Below are 18,409 nucleotides of genomic sequence, written 5' to 3' on the forward strand. Positions count from 1 at the left end.
CGGATTGCTTGTCGTCAAAGATGTCGGGCCACCGGCAGGAGCAGAAAAATCACGCTCGATCTGTGGACCCGGTTTAATCGTGTCACCTTTGCCGCTTGCGAAAGCATCAATGATTTCTTCCAGACGCTCAGGTGTCAGATCTTCATAAGCGTCTTTGAAGATCATGACCATCGGCGCATTGACGCAAGCGCCCTGACACTCGACTTCTTCCCAAGACAGCGTGCCGTCTTCATTCAAGGTCTGCGGGTCATGATGAATTTTGTGCTTGCACACTTTCATCAGGTCTTCTGCACCGCGCAGCATGCAAGGTGTTGTACCGCAAACCTGAATATGGGCGCGTGTACCAACCGGCTTCAGCTGGAACTGGGTGTAGAAAGTGGCAACTTCCAGCACACGGATCAAAGGCATAGCAAGCATAGCTGCAATATGTTCGATCGATGCTTTTGTGACCCAACCTTCCTGCTCCTGCGCACGCATCAGCAGCGGGATAACAGCTGATGCCTGACGGCCTTCAGGAAATTTTTTGATAGTCTGTTCAGCCCAAGCCTGATTTTCCGCATTAAAAGCAAATGCGGCTGGCTGGACGGAATCTTCTGCGAGACGACGGACGGACATCAGCGGTCTACCTCACCAAACACGATATCGAGTGAACCAAGGATCGCCGAAACGTCAGCCAGCATGTGGCCGCGGCAAAGGAAATCCATAGCCTGAAGATGAGCAAAACCCGGTGCACGCAATTTGCAGCGATAAGGCTTATTGGTGCCGTCAGACACCAGATAAACACCGAATTCACCCTTAGGTGCTTCTACAGCTGCATAGACCTCGCCTGCCGGCACATGGTAGCCTTCAGTGTAAAGCTTGAAGTGATGAATGAGCGCTTCCATCGAACGCTTCATCTCACCGCGTTTCGGCGGTACGATCTTATTGTCTGTATGCGATACAGGGCCAACGCGCTCTTTACCCAGCAGCAATTCACAGCACTGGCGCATAATCTTAGCGGACTGGCGCATTTCTTCCATACGGATCAGATAACGGTCATAGCAGTCGCCGTTTTTACCGATCGGAATGTCGAATTCCATTTCCGAATAGCATTCATATGGCTGACTTTTGCGCAAATCCCATGCAGCGCCAGAGCCACGAACCATCACACCGGAGAAGCCCCATGCCCACGCATCTTCCAGAGACACAACACCGATATCGACGTTACGCTGCTTGAAAATACGGTTCGGGGTAATCAGGTTGTCCAGATTGCTCAGGGTTGTCGCCAAGAAAGGATCAATCCAGTCAGCAATATCCTGCACCAATTGCTCTGGGATATCCTGATGCACACCACCCGGACGGAAATAGGCAGCGTGCATACGGGCGCCACAGGCGCGCTCATAAAACACCATCAGCTTTTCACGTTCTTCAAAGCCCCAGAGCGGCGGTGTCAAAGCACCAACGTCCATAGCCTGTGTGGTGACGTTCAAAAGGTGGTTAAGAATACGGCCGATTTCGGAATAAAGCACACGGATCAGCTGGCCGCGCTTTGGCACAGTAATGCCGAGCAGACGCTCAACAGCCAGCGCATAGGCATGCTCCTGATTCATCGGCGCAACATAATCGAGGCGATCCAGATATGGCAAAGCCTGCAAATATGTTTTGGTTTCCATCAGCTTTTCGGTACCGCGATGCAGCAAGCCAATATGCGGATCGACGCGCTCGACCACTTCGCCGTCCAACTCCAGCACCAGACGCAAAACGCCGTGCGCCGCCGGATGCTGCGGGCCGAAGTTGATGTTAAAATTTCTTACTTGTGTCTCAGCCATTGTCGGCATCCTCTGTAGAGGCATAAGCTGCCAGAAACTCTGCTTCCGTCATTTTGCTCGTATCATTGGCAAAAGCGTAATTGTCAGGTTTCTTGTCGATAAAGATTTCCGTCGTAAACCTGAATTGCGAAGGATCGTCAAACGCCTGAATGGACACAACGCTATGGGAGCCATCCTGCATCCGCCACATCAAAGTGGAGCCGCAAGATTTACAAAATCCGCGCTCTCCCCATTCGGATGAGCGGTAAAATGTAAGATCATCACCATTGGTGACTTCAAGGCTATCGCCACATTCCACACTCAAAAACACACCACCAGTCCAGCGGCGGCACATTGAGCAATGGCATGCGCCCATCTCGTCATTCATAGGCTTCGCCGAAAAGCGTACGGAACCACACAGGCAACGACCTTCCAACTTAGCGCTCACAGACATTCTTCAATCCTCACACGTAGGCTTTAAGCCAATTAATTGACTTTGGCTTTTTCATCACCAGGCAAAACGTAATCGGTCCCTTCCCACGGGGACAGGAAGTCAAAATTACGGAATTCCTGACGCAGAACGACCGGTTCATAAACAACGCGCTTATGCTCGTCGCTGTAGCGGACTTCAACAAAACCGGTAGTCGGGAAATCTTTACGCAGCGGATGACCTTCAAAACCGTAATCGGTCAGAATACGACGCAGATCCGGATGACCGGAGAACAAAACGCCGTACATGTCATAGATTTCACGCTCGAACCAGTCAGCACCGATAAAGACAGCAGTTGCAGATGGAACAAGTACATCTTCGTCAGCAGTTACTTTAACGCGCATACGCAGGTTCTGGCGTGGTGACATCAGCTGATAAACCACATCAAAGCGCTCAGTGCGCTCAGGGTAATCAACACCGCTGATATCGGTCAGGTTAACAAACTGACACTGAACATCATCACGCAGGAAAGTCAGAACATTGATCAGGCTCTCTTTAGAGACACTGACCGTCAGTTCACCATAGGCAAACTTGATATCTTCAATAGCACCGGCAAAACGCTCTTTCAGATAGGCTGAAAGATCATGGAGGGCTTCCTCACTCATCACTTTCACTCCCTTCTTAACGCTCAATCGTACCGGTGCGGCGGATTTTCTTTTGCAGCATCAAGATGCCGTAAAGAAGCGCCTCAGCGGTTGGCGGGCAGCCCGGCACATAAATATCCACCGGAACAACACGGTCACAACCACGCACGACCGAATAAGAATAATGGTAATAACCACCACCATTGGCACACGATCCCATCGAGATCACATAACGCGGCTCCGGCATCTGGTCATAAACCTTGCGCAGTGCCGGTGCCATTTTGTTGGTCAATGTACCTGCAACAATCATCACGTCGGACTGACGTGGTGAAGCACGCGGCGCAATACCAAAACGCTCGGCATCGTAGCGCGGCATGGAGATATGCATCATCTCAACAGCGCAGCAAGCAAGACCGAAGGTCATCCACATCAGCGAGCCGGTACGTGCCCATGTAATCAATGCATCAGCAGAGGTAACGATGAAGCCCTTATCGGACAGTTCATTATTCAGCTCACTGAAGAATGCATCATCAGCACCAATCGGCTTGCCGGTATTCGGATCGATAATGCCTTTCGGCTGCGGTGCGATCAGTGTGGCGTTGCTGTTGGTCAATCCCATTCCAGCGCCCCCTTCTTCCATTCATAAATGAAACCGATAGTCAGCACGAACAAAAACGCCATCATGGAGCCGTAGCCCAGCCAACCGATGGAGCCGAATGAAACAGCCCACGGAAACAGGAACACAACTTCCAGATCGAAGATAATAAAGAGAATCGATACGAGATAAAACCGCACATCGAACTTCATGCGCGCATCATCGAAAGCGTTGAATCCGCACTCATAAGCTGACAGCTTTTCCGGATCAGGTTGCCGGTAAGCAACGAGAAATGGCGCAATCAAAAGTGCAATGCCAATAATCATGGCGATGCCAATGAAAATGACGATCGGTAGATAGGAACTTAAAAGCTCGTTCATGATCCCTTTTCCGGCTTAACACGAGGCGTTACGCCCAGTCATAAGCCCTCCATGGTTACGACTCTGCGACACATTGCATCTATGGCAACTCCTCGCCCGTGCAGCTTCAAAAGGCATGCCGTGCGAACTACAGCTAATTCGATGCGACGACTACCCCAGAGTGCTTCCGAGTGCAACCCCTGAGGCTGTGACACATTGGAACAGACTGATATTTAAACCACGAAACAGCAGATGCCGCCAAATATCTCATTTTTTTAAATCTTTACCGGCCTAAACCCGAGCCCGCGGGACTTGAAGCTGTGCATAAGATATCGCAAAAACGTATTTTAACACCAGCTAATGTTGTAAAACGCACGTAAAAAGAGAATCAACGACCAGATCACAGATTTGTGAAGCTGTTGAGCGCGAAATCAGCTCTCAACTTGAGGTGGTATACAACCTTGAAAATGTCCACGCGCCAAAACGCTTAATTGCGACACATTACGACAAGCCGAAAACACCTTAATATCTGTCTTTTTTCCATAACAGAAAGATAGTGATCGGCACGATCGCAAAAATGATAACTTCGATAATCCATAAGTATTTAAGGATCATAGCTTCGGTTCCACATCTGCGGCTAAGGTTCAAATCAGTTTAGAACGAATCTTAACAGTTAGATTAGTGAAAGGACATAAGACCAAGGTTGGTGCGACCTTAGTCTATAATGTGGTTGTAAGTTCTTTTTCGGCAGGTTTAAGCGTCTGCTGCTCTACATTAATCAGGCGGCGTGTCGGCTGTGCAAATTGCAGCCCGTGTTTTTCCACCCATTGCGCGGCTGCCACCAGCACATGCTGCTGGGCATTCATGAAATCCACATATTCCGCGCTCAGCACATAATAGACCACTTCAAAACGCACACCGAGCTCATTGAACTCGGCCAGATGTGAACGGTCAAAGCGCGTATTAGGCAATTCCTCAATCGCACTTTGCAAATAAGCCGGAAATGTCTGCAATAATTCAATCGCACCACCATATTGCAAATGCAGGCTGAACAGCATGCGTCGCTCGGACATACGCTGAAAATTCGACAGTCGCGTATTAAGCAGCGCATCATTGGATACACTGATCTGCTCACCGGTTAGCGAGCGGAAACGCGTGGTGCGCAAACCGATGCGCTCCACCACACCTCGGTTCTCATTAAAAAAAACAAAATCACCAACGACAAACGGTTTATCGAGCAAAATGGAAAGCGATGCAAAAAGATCTTTCAGGATTGATTGAAGCGCAAAAGCAATCGCGATACCACCCACCCCAAGACCGGCGACCAGAGCGGTAATATCAATACCGAAATTGGACAGGATAAGCAGCAGCACTGCCGTCCAGATCAGCGCAAAGCCGGTAAAGCGGATGATTTGCGCCGCACTTGTCCGTTCTGGATCCGGATTATTTTTATCCAACAATCCGTGATCGATCCAAAGACCAACCAGAATACTGCTCCACATGCCGATCTGCGCCATCGTGGCCACCAGCACAATGCCGGCGATCATACGCGAGATTTGCACAGGCAGCACAAGAACTTGTGACGCAAAATAAAGCGCCAACGCCGCAAAAAAGAAGCGATAAGTGCTATTGGCTAGCGATTGCGCGCCGGTCATAATCACATCAAAGCGACTGACACCGAAGCGCGACAATAGTTGCACAAGTTGTCCCCGCACCCGCGGCAGCAGAATCAAACACGCAACAAATATAAAAAGAGCCGTGACCCAAAGAGCCAGATGATTGCCAAGCACTGTCCAGTTACGGGTAAAATTTTCTATTTCCTGCACAATATTTCCAATACGGCCATTCAATTCACAAACTCAAAAACTCTGCCACCCAGCATAAAGCGGCACTTTAACAGGTCAATAATCCCATTTGCTTTATTTTTGGTTTTCCATTTTTGGGGTTTTTCTGTGACTTAACCGTAAATTCTTCAATAAAAAATCCATTTTAAGCTGATGCTTTAAAAATAAATCTCAGTTAAACTATGTTTAAATTGATGAATAAGAATGTGGGAATAAGAAGCTGATAAAACACGCTAAATTTCAAATCGGTCAAATTGTAAAACATAAATTATTTCCCTTTCGCGGGATTATTTATGATGTTGATCCGGAATTTGCGAATAGTGAGGAATGGTATAATGCCATTCCTGAAGACAAGCGGCCAGCGCGCGACCAGCCCTTTTATCATCTGCTGGCAGAAAACAGCGAGACGGAATATTCCGCTTATGTTTCCGAGCAAAATCTGATGGTTGATGATAGCGGCGAACCCTTGCGCCATCCGCAGATTGGCAATCTTTTTGACCGTCAGAATGACGGGCAATATCAAATCAAGCAACAATTGATCCATTAATAAAAAACGGAAGGCGCACGCCTTCCGTTATCATATCAATCCTGAAATAGGGATTAGCGACCAAGCCAGCCGGACAATCGACGTACGGCCTCCTGCATTTCAGCTTCACTGCCCGCATATGAAAAGCGCATCGTGCGGTGTCCGTCCAGCGGATCGAAATCCCGGCCCGGCGTTGCGGCAATATTAATCTCGCTCAGCATTTTATGCGCCAGTTCCATACTGTCATTGGTGAATTTCGACACATCACAATAAGCGTAAAAAGCACCATCCATGGGCGCTGCAAATTTCAAGCCCATCGCCGGTAATTGCACATTCAGTAAAGCACGATTGCGGCGGTAGCGCTCTTTCACCAGTTCCAGCTCGGCAGTGCCGTCAAAGGCTGCAATCGCGGCATGCTGGGACAATTCAGGCGCTGAGATATACAAGCTCTGCGCAATGCGCTCGACAGGTCGAATATCGCTTTCAGGCAATACCATCCAGCCAATACGCCAACCGGTCATACAATAATATTTGGAGAAAGAATTGATGATGGTCACGTCATCAGCCACCTGCAAGGCGGTCATATCCTCTGTATCATAAGACAGACGATGATAAATCTCGTCCGACAATACTCGGATATTGCGCTCTCTTGCGGTCTCGATAATTGCGCGTAATTCTTTGGCCGATAATACCGCACCGGTCGGATTGGCAGGGCTTGCAAAAAGCACGCCTTTAAGCGGTTTTTCAGCATGTGCAACCGCCAAAGCTTCAGCGGTTAAATTACTGTCTTCGCCCTCACCTGCACCAATCTCCACCACCTCAAGGCCGAGTGCCTTGAGAATATTGCGATAAGCGGGATAGCCAGGACGTGTAATTGCCACCCTGTCGCCCGGATTGAAATAAACCAGAAATGCCAGATTGAAAGCCGCCGATGAGCCAGTTGTGACTGCAATGCGCGACGGATTAACGCTCACACCATAATGATCAGCATAATGTTGTGCGATTGCTTCGCGTAAGCTTCGCAAACCCAAAGCATCCGTATAGCCAATGCGGCCGTCTTTTAAAGCTTTTTCTGCGGCCAGCAACACTGTTTTAGGAGCCGGATCGGCAGGCTGGCCAACTGCCATTGAAATAACCGGAGCACCGAGTGAACGCTGATGATTGGCTTTCGCCAATAAATCCATCGCATGAAAAGGTTCAATCTCGCTTCGAGCTGAAAAAGCACTCACTGCCGTCTCCCAATAATTTAAACAATAAAAGCACTCGTTTTTACACTGAATGCCGAGCTTGCCGTATATTTGCCTGATTACTCAAGCAACCGATTCACACATACAAAGCAAAGCCGATGACAATCAATCGCAACAAATTATTTTTATATCAATAGATTATCGGCTATGGATATGCAGTGTTAAATGGAAGGCTGACATAATGACCCTCGCCAAGCAACAAACGGTATCTTTGTGCAACACCTCCTCGCGTCTGGTTTCTAAAGCTATGTCTGGCAAAAAGACCACAAAGCTTCTGGCAGGCGCACTGACATTTGTTATTGGCGCCACCAGCACCCTTCCCGCTTACGCACAGTCACGCAGCGTCCCCATCATTCGTGATGCCGAGATTGAAGCGCTGATTACCGATTATACCAATCCGATTTTAAACGCTGCGAAATTAAAAAAACGCAACGTACAAACGATTCTGGTCAATTCCAGCAGCTTTAATGCTTTTGTCGATGGCCGCCGCATTTTCATCAATAGCGGCGCAATCGTGCAATCTGAAACACCGAATGAGCTGATTGGCGTGATTGCCCATGAAGCAGGCCATCTGGCAGGCGGCCATCAGGATCGTCTTCGTGAGCAATTAAGTCGTGCCAGAACAATGGCCGTCATTGGTGCGCTCATTGGTGCCGGTGCCGGCGTTGCAGGGGCTGCGGCTGGCAATAGTTCTGCTGCGGCTGCCGGTGGCGGCATTGCGATGGGCAGTGGCGAGGCTGCGATGCGTAGTCTTTTGTCCTATCAGCGCACCGAAGAAATGACCGCCGACCGTTTGGCAATCAATTATCTGAATGCCACCGGCCAGTCTGCCAAAGGTATGCTCACCACATTCTCGCGTTTTGCCAATGCGCTTTCGTTAAACGGCACCCAGATTGACCAATATCGCATCAGCCATCCGCTGCCGCGTGAACGTATTTCCAATCTGGAGAATCTTGCCAAGGCCAGCCCGCATTACAACAAAACCGACAGTGCCGCATTGCAGTTGCGTCATGATATGGCGCGCGCCAAAATTGCTGCTTATTCCGGCATGGGCTCGGTACAGCGCATTTTCCGTAACAATCCGCGCGGCCTTGCCGCACGGTATGGCGATGCTATTACCACTTATTTGAATGGCTCCGCCCGCAATGCTTTGCCGAAAATCGACGCCCTCATCAAAGAACAGCCGAAGAATCCTTATTTTTATGAGATTCGCGGTGAGATTTTGATGAAGGCTAATGATCCGGCAGGGGCTGCCAAAGCTTTGCAACAAGCCACATCGCTTGATCCGAAAAAATCCAGCATTATGCGGATGAGCTATGGCCGTGCTCTGATGCTCACCGGCACCAAAGCCAATATGCCAGCTGCAATCCGGGAGCTTAAAGCCGGTATTGCCCGTGAGCCGGAATTTCCAAGCGGTTATGGCTATCTGGCGCAAGCCTATGGTCAATCAGGTGATATTGCACTTGCCGATCTTGCAACGGCGGATATGCATTATTACTCCGGCAATCGCCAGCAAGCGAAAATCTTTGCCTTGCGTGCCCAGCAAAAGCTCAAAAAAGGCTCACCGGACTGGCTGCGTGCGCAGGATATTATCAACACCAAAAAATAACAGCACTTGACCGCGCCGCCCGATCAGGGCGATAGGATAAGTTTTGAATTAAAGAGATTGGAATCCGTATGACCCGTGCATTCACGACTATGCTTGCCAGCGCCCTTATCGGCACCACAGCCTTGTTCGGCGGTGGCTTTGCACAATTGCAAGCTCAGGCACAAACAGCTTCTGCGCCTGTTGATCAGGCAGCTGTTGAAAAAATCGTACGGGACTATCTGCTGAAAAATCCTGAAATTCTGGCAGAGATGCAAACTGCACTGGAAACCAAACAGGCAGCAGAACAAGAAGTTCGTGTCAAACAGGTCATTGCCAACAATCAGGATGAATTACTGAATTCCAGCCATGATGCCGTTCTCGGCAATCCAAAAGGCGATGTCACTGTCGTTGAATTTTTTGATTACAATTGCGGCTATTGCAAACGCGCAATGCCCGACATGGAAGCCATCATCAAAAGCGATCCGAATGTGCGTTTTGTGATGAAGGAATTCCCGATTTTGGGTCCTGATTCAATCAAAGCACATATGGCTGCACAGGCTTTCAAGCTGATGATGCCAGAAAAATATCGCGACCTTCACATGGCGCTGATGACCACACCGGATCGCTCCACGGATGAATCGGTGATTGCAGAAGCCGTTAAGCTTGGCGCTGATGAAGCAGCTTTGCGTGAAAAAATTAACTCACCGGAAGTGACATCTTCGTTTCAAAATGCTTATAAGTTAGCAAATGAACTCGATATCAACGGCACACCGTCCTATGTTATCGGCAATGAACTGATCCCTGGCGCCATCGGCGCAGACGGTTTAAAGGAAAAAATTGCTGAAGCACGTGCCCAGAAAAAATAAAAAGTCATATTTTGGTGGAGAATTCCAACAAAATTCTTTATTACGACTATTTTAATGGGTTTTAGCTTGCCCCGTGCAAGTCTATATGGAATGGAAATTCAGTTAGGGCTCAGTGCAAGGTTATTTGTGGCGATTTCCGCCGGTAAAGACAGGCCAGTAAAACAAGTATGACTAAAAAAGTTTTTGTGCTCAACGGCCCTAATTTAAATTTACTCGGCACACGTGAGCCGAGCATTTATGGTGTGACAACACTTGAAGGGATTTCGGAAGCCTGTAAACAGGAAGCCGAACAACTTGGGCTTGAGATTGACTTCCGTCAATCCAATTACGAAGGTGATCTTGTCAGTTGGATTCAGGAGGCTGGCGCTGAAAACGCGTTTGTGCTTATTAATCCGGCGGCTTACACGCATACATCTGTTGCATTACAAGATGCGATCAGAGCTGCACAAGTAACAGTTATTGAGGTTCATCTTTCCAACATCCACGCGCGTGAACCATTCCGCCAACATTCTTATGTTTCTCCGGTCGCCAAAGGCGTCATTTTCGGGCTAGGAGCACAAGGATATCTGTTAGGTTTACGCGCTCTCGCGGCATTTGCCACAGAAGAACAAAACAACGGGCACAAGCGTTAAAGGGGCCTTATAATGTCATCTAAAAGCTCTGGCATCGACAAAGAGATCGTGCGCGATCTCGCCAACATTCTCAACGACACCGATCTGACTGATATTGAAGTCGAACATGGTGAATTGCGCATTCGCGTTTCACGTAAAGTAACTATACAGCAGGCTCCGGCCTATCAGGCAGCGCCGATGATGGCTCCTGCTGCCGTTGCAGCGCCAGCCGCAGCAGCCCCTGTTGAAGCTGCACCTGCTGATGTTTCTAAAAATGCTGTTCCTTCACCAATGGTCGGTACTGCCTATATGGCTCCGGCACCTGGTGCACGCAACTTCATCGAAGTTGGCACTCAGGTTAAAGAAGGCCAGACTCTGCTGATTATTGAAGCAATGAAGACCATGAACCAGATCCCTTCACCACGTTCGGGAACGGTTAAAGCTATTCTCGTTGCTGATGCTCAACCGGTCGAATTTGGTGAGCCTCTGGTCGTAATCGAATAATTTTCGGCGAGGATCATAATGTTTCAAAAAATTCTCATAGCCAATCGTGGCGAGATTGCTCTTCGCATACTTAGAGCCTGTAAGGAACTGGGTATTAAAACCGTTGCTGTTCATTCGACAGCAGATGCGGATGCTATGCATGTCCGTCTGGCTGATGAGAGTGTTTGCATCGGACCTCCCCCTTCCCGCGACAGCTATCTGAACATTCATCAGATTGTTGCTGCCTGCGAAATTACCGGCGCGGATGCTATTCATCCAGGCTACGGCTTCCTGTCTGAAAACGCCAAGTTTGCAGAAATTCTGGAAGCACATTCCATCACCTTTATCGGACCAACCGCTGCGCATATCCGCATCATGGGCGATAAGATCGAAGCAAAGCGCACTGCCAAGCGTCTCGGCATTCCGGTTGTTCCGGGTTCTGAGGGCGGCGTGACGGATGATGCTGAAGCAGCCCGTATTTCTGCGGAAATCGGTTATCCGGTTATCATCAAAGCAACTGCTGGCGGTGGTGGTCGCGGCATGAAAGTGGCGCATTCGGAAGAAGAGCTTTCAATCGCTCTTTCCACTGCGCGTACCGAAGCTGGTGCGGCTTTTGGCAATGATGCTGTGTATATTGAAAAATACCTCAGCAAACCACGCCATATTGAAGTGCAGATCGTTGGCGACGGTGCCGGCAATGCCATCCATCTGGGCGAACGCGACTGCTCTTTGCAGCGCCGTCACCAGAAGGTTTGGGAAGAGGCCAACTCACCAGCTCTTAACGAAGAAGCACGTCACAAGATCGGCATGATCTGCGCCAATGCGGTTGCAGAACTTGGCTATCGTGGTGCCGGTACAATTGAATTCCTTTATGAAGATGGTGAGTTCTATTTCATTGAAATGAACACCCGCCTTCAGGTGGAACATACAATTACCGAAGCTATCACCGGTATTGATCTGGTGCATGAGCAGATTCGTGTGGCAGCAGGACTTGGCCTTTCGGTTAAACAGCAGGATGTACGCTTCTCCGGCCACGCGATCGAATGCCGTATCAACGCTGAACATCCGGAAACATTCGTGCCATCACCTGGCCAGATCACCCATTACCACACTCCGGGTGGTCTCGGTATCCGCATCGATTCCGGCGTTTACTCCGGCTATCGCATCCCGCCTTATTACGACAGCATGATCGGCAAGCTGATTGTGCATGGCCGTAACCGCGTGGAATGCATGATGCGTCTGCGCCGTGCATTGGATGAGTTTGTTGTTGACGGTGTTAACACAACCATTCCGCTGTTTCAGGATCTGGTTTCCAATCAGGATATCGCTAACGGCGATTATGACATCCATTGGCTGGAAAAATATCTTGAGAATAAAAAAGGTGGCGCCAAACACTAAAAACAACTCTGTTTTAGTGTGCTAAGCCTTTAAAATATAACCGGCAAAAACATCTGTGTTTTTGCCGGTTTATTTTTTTAAACTGTTCTCAGCCGCACAAGATTGCAAATATCCAAAATTAATGCGCAACTGCTTTCATGACCCAAAATATCGACGACCTCCCCTCTGACGATTATTATATTGATCCCGATCTGCTTTTGCGTGCCTATGCATCAGGCGTTTTCCCGATGGCAGAGGAAGAAGATGATCCGGAAATTTATTGGGTGCGCCCTGAAAAGCGCGGCATCATTCCGCTGGAAGATTTTCATGTCTCCCGCAGCCTTGCCAAAGCAATCCGCCAACAAAAATATCAAATTAAAATGAACACGGACTTTGCCGGTGTTTTACGCGGCTGCGCGAATGGCGAAGGTGAGCGCGAACGCACATGGATTAACGATCCGATCAAAGCATCCTGTATGCGTCTGCATGCTTTGGGACATGCGCATAGTGTGGAAGCATGGGATGGCGAGCGGCTGGTCGGCGGGCTTTATGGCATTAGTCTGGGGCGTGCATTCTTTGGTGAAAGCATGTTCAGCCGTGAACGCGACACCTCGAAACTATGTCTCGCCTTTTTGGTTGAGCATTTGAAAAGCCGCGGCTTCATTCTGCTGGACACACAATTCATCACCGACCACTTAAAAAGCCTCGGTGCGATTGAAATTCCACGTAAAGACTATGAAAAACGGCTTGAAGAAGCACTGACAGGCGACGCCACATTTTAAGATGACGCGCCGACCAATATAAATAAATTTAAACTTAGATTGATTAATTGCCTTTTGGCGGCGCAGGCACTTCTGACTTCTGCTTACAATCTTTCAGCCAGATATCATAAACTGCGTGTTCAACCGCATTGAGACCCGGGCTATCGGCAAACATCCAGCCATTGAATATACGGCGGATTTTACGATCGAGGGTGATCTCGTCCACTTCGACAAAACTGTCGGTGCGCGGCGTTTCATTATCAGTGCGGGAATAGCAAACTTTCGGCGTTACCTGCAAAGCACCAAACTGCACTGTTTCATTGATATAAACATCGAATGTCGTGATACGGCCGGTGATTTTATCAAGGCCGGAAAACTCAGCAACCGGATTTTCAATGCGGTCAGCTTGCGCCACGCCCCCTGCCATCATCAGGCATGCAGCCACAGCAAAGGTCAGCTTTCCGGCTGTGCGGCAGCGATTAACCAGAGTGGTTGCTGTTCCTGATAGTAACCGGGAATTGATCATGACCAAGTGAATATCCGTCTAAGTGTTTCCAATGAATAGTTTGAATATAAATTGTGGCGATTCGGAGCAACCGAACAACCTAAAATAAAAAAGCGCCGAGACATTTATCCGGCGCTTTTATGCATTCAAGCCTTATTTATGCACCCGGTGTCCATGCATCATATTCACCGGTTACACGCGGACGCTCAGCCTGCGCTGTGCCCGGCAGTGCAATTGCACCTTTCGGACGATATGCAAGCGGCGAACCGGTTAGATTTGCATGATGCGGTTTTTCCCATTCACGCGGCTTGTAATCTTCCTGTGATGGCGGTGTATCAACGCGGTGATGCATCCATCCGTGCCAGCCAGCCGGAATAGCGCTTGCTTCTGAATAACCGTTATAAATCACCCAGCGACGGGTGCGGCCTTCAGAATCCTTACCGCCCTGATAGTAAATATTGCCGAATTCATCTTCACCAACACGTTCACCTTTGCGCCAGGTATGCAGGCGGGTACCGAGCGTTTGCCCATTCCACCAGGTGAAGAACTGTGTCAAAAATTTCATCATGGCTTTATTCCGGATCCAAAATATTTAAGCTGTTCTGACCGCGTCATAAGTTACATAAACCGTCTTTGGGCTTATGGACTTTTCAACGCCAGATAGCAAGTTCCGATAGCGGGGCATCTTGACGCTGAAACAGTAAAACGGCGCTTTCAGCAACGCCGTTCATCTTACATAACCCAAGCATTCAGGCTCTTTTGCAAAATCAAAACAGGTTCTTTAAAATTCAAAGAACCCCACTCTGCATTGCGGCCAATTTGGCTGTAGCCCTTTTGCTCATAGAAGCGTCGGGCACGGCTATTCACTTCCAGAACTTCCAGCTTCATCGCATTCACACCCGGAAAAGCCGTTTCGATCTCGTCCAGCAATGTGCTGCCTACGCCTTTGATCTGCTCCTCAGGCAACACATAAAGTTGATTGAGGCTGGCTGTCTCACGGGTCTCCTGATGGGCATAGGCCATACCGATAATACGACCCTTACCATCATCTGCGACCAGAAATTCCGAATAAGGGCGTTTCAAATTAGCCTTTAAAGCCGATAATGAATGCCACTCATTGGTGATGGTTTTGACGATCTCCTTACCCAGAACATCGTCAAAACTAGCGCTCCACGTGGTCAACAGCAGCTCGTGAACGGCTTTTAAATCCGCTTCAGCGGCTGTACGAACCCACATATTATTCCTCGATGCCAAGCTTGGCTTTGACCAGATCGTTCACAGCCTGCGGGTTTGCTTTACCGCCGGTTGCCTTCATCACCTGACCAACAAACCAGCCAGCCAAAGATGGCTTGGCCTTAGCCTGCTCAACCTTGTCCGGATTACCGGCAATCACATCATCAACGGCTTTTTCAATCGCACCGGTGTCGGTGACCTGCTTCATGCCGCGGGTTTCAACGATAGCTTTCGGATCGCCGCCTTCGTTCCAGACAATCTCAAACAGATCTTTAGCGATCTTGCCGGAAATGGTGCCTTCTTTGATCAGATCAATGATAGCGCCCAGCTGATCGGCTGAAACCGGTGTTTCTTCAATGTCCTTGCTGGCCTTGTTCAAAGCACCGAGCAGATCATTGATAACCCAGTTGGCAGCAATCTTGCCATCACGGCCATTGGCAACCGATTCGTAATAATCAGCGATGGCTTTTTCTGTGACCAGAATAGACGCATCATAAACCGAAATACCCTGTGTTTCGATCAGACGATGCTTCTTGTCATCCGGCAATTCGGTGAGTTCTGCGGCCAGCGCATCAACGAAAGCCTGATCAAATTCAAGCGGCAAAAGATCAGGATCCGGGAAATAGCGATAGTCATGCGCTTCTTCTTTAGAGCGCATTGAACGTGTTTCGCCTTTAGCTGGGTCAAACAGGCGTGTTTCCTGATCAACCTTGCCACCATCTTCAAGAAGAGCGATCTGGCGACGGGCTTCATATTCAATCGCCTGACCAACGAAACGGATCGAGTTGACGTTTTTAATTTCGCAACGTGTGCCGAATTCGCCGCCCGGACGACGTACAGAGACGTTAACGTCCGCACGCATGGAGCCTTCATCCATGTTACCGTCACAAGTGCCAAGATAACGCACGATGGTGCGCAGCTTGGTCAGATAAGCTTTGGCTTCATCAGATGAGCGCAGATCAGGCTTGGAGACGATCTCCATCAATGGCATGCCTGAGCGGTTCAAGTCCACATAAGACATGGTCGGATGCTGATCATGCATGGATTTACCGGCATCCTGCTCCAGATGGATGCGTTCAATGCCGATTTCCACATCTTCAAACTGACCTTTGGAATCAGGGCCAACAGAAATCATGATCTTGCCTTCACCGACAATCGGCTGCTGGAACTGTGAAATCTGGTAGCCCTGCGGCAGATCAGGATAGAAATAGTTTTTGCGATCAAAAACTGATTTCAGATTGATCTGTGCCTTCAGACCGAGACCTGTACGCACGGCCTGACGGACACATTCCATATTAATGACCGGCAACATGCCCGGCATCGCTGCATCAATCAGCGACACATTGGCATTCGGCTCGGCACCGAAAGATGTGGAAGCGCCGGAAAACAGCTTTGATTCTGAAGTGACCTGCGCATGGACTTCCATGCCGATCACAACTTCCCAATCGCCGGTGGCGCCGGAGATAAAACGTTTTGGTTCAGGCGTACGTGTATCAATAAGGGACATACTGGCTCGTCACTGCTAAGTTTTAAGTTTTCTATTGGCTAGAACAAAGCCAGCGCTGAGGCAAGCTTTTCAGCCTATTTCATTCAACTGTTACCGATTTTGCTAGGTTTCGTGGCTGATCCACATCGGTTCCCATGAAAACCGCGGTGTAATAGGCCAGCATTTGCACAGGCAGTGCATAAAGCAGCGGCGTGATAAATTCGGCCATTTCCGGCAAAACAATCGTCGCCATCGTGTCAATGCTGGCATTTTTAGCGCCTTCTGCATCACTGATCAGAATAATACGCCCACCGCGTGCGGCCACTTCCTGCATATTAGAGACGGTCTTTTCATAAAGGCGATCAGACGGCGCGATGACAATCACCGGAATTGAATCATCAATCAGGGCAATCGGCCCGTGCTTCAACTCACCAGCGGCATAGCCTTCGGCGTGAATATAAGAGATTTCTTTGAGCTTCAGTGCGCCTTCCATCGCCAGCGGAAAAGACGTGCTGCGCCCTAAATAAAGCACATGCTTTACTTGCGCCAATTCACGGCAAATTTTCTCAATCTCACCTTCAAGCTTCAGCACTTGATTGGCAATGCGCGGCACTTCCGACAATTGCTTAACCAATGCGCGCTCTTGTGCGTCATCAATGACGCCGCGCTGTTTGGCAGCCATGACAGCTAAAGAAGCCATCACCGTCAACTGACTGGTAAAGGCCTTGGTGGAGGCCACACCAATTTCAGGCCCTGCCAAAATCGGGAAAACAGCATCAGATTCGCGTGCAATGGTTGAGGTCGTCACATTCACAATCGATGCGATCTTCAAACCTTGCGATTTGCAATAGCGCAGTGAGGCCAGCGTGTCGGCCGTTTCGCCTGACTGCGACACAAACATTGCCAATGTGTCTTTGGAAAGCGGCATTTCACGATAGCGGAACTCGGACGCAATATCGATATCAACCGGCAAACGCGCAATCTGCTCGAACCAATATTTGCCGATAGCGGCCGCATAATAAGCAGTACCGCAGGCAGACATCGATAAGCGGTCGATTTTGCTGAAATCCAGCTCTGCCACATCCTGACGCACAGTACCGGTGGAGAGGTCGAGATAATGCGCCAATGTATGGCCGATCACTTCCGGCTGTTCGTGGATTTCTTTTTCCATGAAATGGCGGTGATTGCCTTTGGAAACCAGAAATTCCTGCGACTGCACTTTCTGTACAGCGCGCTTCACTTCATTATTCTGCGCATCGTAAATGGTCGCGCCACTTTTACGCACCACAACCCAGTCGCCATCTTCCAGATAGCAGATCATATCGGTAAGCGGTGCCAAAGCGATGGCATCGGAGCCCAGATACATTTCCCCATCGCCATAACCAATAGCAAGTGGTGGCCCCTGACGCGCACCAATCAGCAATCCCTCGACACCTTCAAAAATGATCGCCAGCGCGAAAGCACCCTGCAATTGCGGCAAAGCAGCTTTGACGGCATCAATCGGCGGCAGACCACGATCCATTTCGCGCGTAACCAAATGGGCAACGGCTTCTGTGTCTGTCTCGGTTTCAAACACATAGCCGTCAGCCTGAAGGCTGGCACGCAATTCTGCAAAATTTTCAATAATACCATTATGAACAACGGCCAGACGCTTGGTCATATGCGGATGCGCATTGCGCTCAACCGGTTTGCCATGGGTTGCCCAGCGGGTATGCCCGATGCCGACAACACCCGGCAAAGGCTGGTCTTTCAAATGGTTTTCAAGATTGACCAGCTTGCCCTCGGCACGACGACGCGCCAAAGCGCCGCCATCAAGGGTGGCAATACCGGCGGAATCATAACCGCGATATTCAAGCCGCTTCAAACTATCGACCAAAAGAGACGCCACATCTCTACCGGCAACGATACCAATAATTCCGCACATAATTAAAATCCCGAGTTTAGACGAATAGATATTTTATTGACAATAAATCTGTCAGGGCTTTTTAAAAATGAGCCACCCTGACAGAGCATTCTGCATAAAGATAAATTGAATTCATATATAATCACTTATGTTTTCAGCCTTTT

General features: G+C 49.2%; 18 protein-coding genes and 2 pseudogenes. 7 read left to right on the forward strand and 13 right to left on the reverse strand.

Annotated features, from left to right (window positions below):
* Positions 1 to 12: 12 nt before the first annotated feature.
* From nuoE to ABDZ76_RS00910, 7 genes and pseudogenes are all read right to left on the reverse strand, one after another.
* Positions 13 to 615: pseudogene (gene nuoE / locus ABDZ76_RS00880) on the reverse strand (NADH-quinone oxidoreductase subunit NuoE); the annotation flags it as partial.
* Positions 615 to 1,808, reverse strand: a complete 1,194-nt coding sequence (locus ABDZ76_RS00885) for an NADH-quinone oxidoreductase subunit D (RefSeq protein WP_343800119.1) — start codon at positions 1,806 to 1,808, stop codon at positions 615 to 617. The gene ABDZ76_RS00885 and the pseudogene nuoE, both read right to left, overlap by 1 nt.
* Positions 1,801 to 2,241: a GFA family protein gene (locus ABDZ76_RS00890; RefSeq protein ID WP_343800122.1), complete on the reverse strand. Its 441-nt coding sequence runs from the start codon at positions 2,239 to 2,241 to the stop codon at positions 1,801 to 1,803. The genes ABDZ76_RS00885 and ABDZ76_RS00890 overlap by 8 nt, the downstream gene beginning before the upstream one ends.
* 32 nt (positions 2,242 to 2,273) lie before the next feature.
* On the reverse strand, positions 2,274 to 2,882 hold the full coding sequence (locus tag ABDZ76_RS00895) for an NADH-quinone oxidoreductase subunit C (protein WP_343800124.1): 609 nt from the start codon (positions 2,880 to 2,882) through the stop codon (positions 2,274 to 2,276).
* A 16-nt stretch (positions 2,883 to 2,898) separates the two neighbouring features.
* Positions 2,899 to 3,480, reverse strand: coding sequence for a NuoB/complex I 20 kDa subunit family protein (locus ABDZ76_RS00900; RefSeq protein WP_184220003.1), 582 nt, complete (start codon positions 3,478 to 3,480; stop codon positions 2,899 to 2,901).
* Positions 3,471 to 3,836, reverse strand: a complete 366-nt coding sequence (locus ABDZ76_RS00905) for an NADH-quinone oxidoreductase subunit A (protein ID WP_184220006.1) — start codon at positions 3,834 to 3,836, stop codon at positions 3,471 to 3,473. Before ABDZ76_RS00905 ends, ABDZ76_RS00900 begins: the two co-directional genes overlap by 10 nt.
* A 698-nt stretch (positions 3,837 to 4,534) precedes the next feature.
* Positions 4,535 to 5,641, reverse strand: coding sequence for a mechanosensitive ion channel family protein (locus ABDZ76_RS00910; protein ID WP_343800127.1), 1,107 nt, complete (start codon positions 5,639 to 5,641; stop codon positions 4,535 to 4,537).
* 241 nt (positions 5,642 to 5,882) lie between these two features.
* Here ABDZ76_RS00910 and hspQ point away from each other — a divergent pair, with 241 nt between their 5' ends.
* On the forward strand, positions 5,883 to 6,206 hold the full coding sequence (gene hspQ, locus ABDZ76_RS00915) for a heat shock protein HspQ (RefSeq protein WP_343802863.1): 324 nt from the start codon (positions 5,883 to 5,885) through the stop codon (positions 6,204 to 6,206).
* Between the two features lie 53 nt (positions 6,207 to 6,259).
* Here the strand turns inward: hspQ and ABDZ76_RS00920 are convergent, their stop codons facing one another.
* Entirely contained in the window at positions 6,260 to 7,369 is a 1,110-nt protein-coding gene (locus ABDZ76_RS00920; protein ID WP_374844542.1) for a pyridoxal phosphate-dependent aminotransferase, read from the reverse strand.
* A 310-nt stretch (positions 7,370 to 7,679) separates the two neighbouring features.
* On the opposite strand from ABDZ76_RS00920, the gene ABDZ76_RS00925 reads away from it, so the two are divergent.
* The 6 genes and pseudogenes from ABDZ76_RS00925 to aat all read left to right on the forward strand — a co-directional run bounded on the left by ABDZ76_RS00925 (position 7,680) and on the right by aat (position 13,139).
* Entirely contained in the window at positions 7,680 to 9,041 is a 1,362-nt protein-coding gene (locus tag ABDZ76_RS00925; protein ID WP_374844543.1) for a M48 family metalloprotease, read from the forward strand.
* Between the two features lie 68 nt (positions 9,042 to 9,109).
* Positions 9,110 to 9,886, forward strand: coding sequence for a DsbA family protein (locus ABDZ76_RS00930; protein ID WP_343800133.1), 777 nt, complete (start codon positions 9,110 to 9,112; stop codon positions 9,884 to 9,886).
* Positions 9,887 to 10,053: 167 nt separating this feature from the next.
* Positions 10,054 to 10,531: pseudogene (gene aroQ, locus ABDZ76_RS00935) on the forward strand (type II 3-dehydroquinate dehydratase).
* Positions 10,531 to 11,001 carry an acetyl-CoA carboxylase biotin carboxyl carrier protein gene (gene accB, locus ABDZ76_RS00940; protein WP_343800137.1) on the forward strand — a complete coding sequence of 157 codons (471 nt, stop codon included), beginning with the start codon at positions 10,531 to 10,533 and terminating at the stop codon, positions 10,999 to 11,001. The pseudogene aroQ and the gene accB overlap by 1 nt, the downstream one beginning before the upstream one ends.
* An 18-nt stretch (positions 11,002 to 11,019) precedes the next feature.
* Positions 11,020 to 12,378, forward strand: a complete 1,359-nt coding sequence (gene accC / locus ABDZ76_RS00945) for an acetyl-CoA carboxylase biotin carboxylase subunit (protein WP_343800139.1) — start codon at positions 11,020 to 11,022, stop codon at positions 12,376 to 12,378.
* Between the two features lie 191 nt (positions 12,379 to 12,569).
* Positions 12,570 to 13,139 carry a leucyl/phenylalanyl-tRNA--protein transferase gene (aat, locus tag ABDZ76_RS00950; RefSeq protein ID WP_343802866.1) on the forward strand — a complete coding sequence of 190 codons (570 nt, stop codon included), beginning with the start codon at positions 12,570 to 12,572 and terminating at the stop codon, positions 13,137 to 13,139.
* A 43-nt stretch (positions 13,140 to 13,182) separates the two neighbouring features.
* On the opposite strand, the gene ABDZ76_RS00955 is transcribed toward aat, so the two are convergent.
* The 5 genes from ABDZ76_RS00955 to glmS form a co-directional block, all read right to left on the reverse strand.
* Positions 13,183 to 13,548: a DUF2155 domain-containing protein gene (locus ABDZ76_RS00955; RefSeq protein ID WP_343802869.1), complete on the reverse strand. Its 366-nt coding sequence runs from the start codon at positions 13,546 to 13,548 to the stop codon at positions 13,183 to 13,185.
* Positions 13,549 to 13,780: 232 nt separating this feature from the next.
* Positions 13,781 to 14,191 carry an NADH:ubiquinone oxidoreductase subunit NDUFA12 gene (locus tag ABDZ76_RS00960; protein WP_343800141.1) on the reverse strand — a complete coding sequence of 137 codons (411 nt, stop codon included), beginning with the start codon at positions 14,189 to 14,191 and terminating at the stop codon, positions 13,781 to 13,783.
* Between the two features lie 164 nt (positions 14,192 to 14,355).
* Positions 14,356 to 14,859: a GNAT family N-acetyltransferase gene (locus tag ABDZ76_RS00965; protein WP_343800143.1), complete on the reverse strand. Its 504-nt coding sequence runs from the start codon at positions 14,857 to 14,859 to the stop codon at positions 14,356 to 14,358.
* A 1-nt stretch (position 14,860) separates the two neighbouring features.
* Positions 14,861 to 16,363, reverse strand: a complete 1,503-nt coding sequence (gene gatB / locus ABDZ76_RS00970; protein ID WP_184220036.1) for an Asp-tRNA(Asn)/Glu-tRNA(Gln) amidotransferase subunit GatB — start codon at positions 16,361 to 16,363, stop codon at positions 14,861 to 14,863.
* A gap of 79 nt (positions 16,364 to 16,442) precedes the next feature.
* On the reverse strand, positions 16,443 to 18,266 hold the full coding sequence (glmS, locus tag ABDZ76_RS00975; RefSeq protein ID WP_343800148.1) for a glutamine--fructose-6-phosphate transaminase (isomerizing): 1,824 nt from the start codon (positions 18,264 to 18,266) through the stop codon (positions 16,443 to 16,445).
* Positions 18,267 to 18,409: the final 143 nt, after the last annotated feature.

This window comes from Paenochrobactrum glaciei, from assembly GCF_039522165.1.
Classification (GTDB): domain Bacteria; phylum Pseudomonadota; class Alphaproteobacteria; order Rhizobiales; family Rhizobiaceae; genus Paenochrobactrum; species Paenochrobactrum glaciei.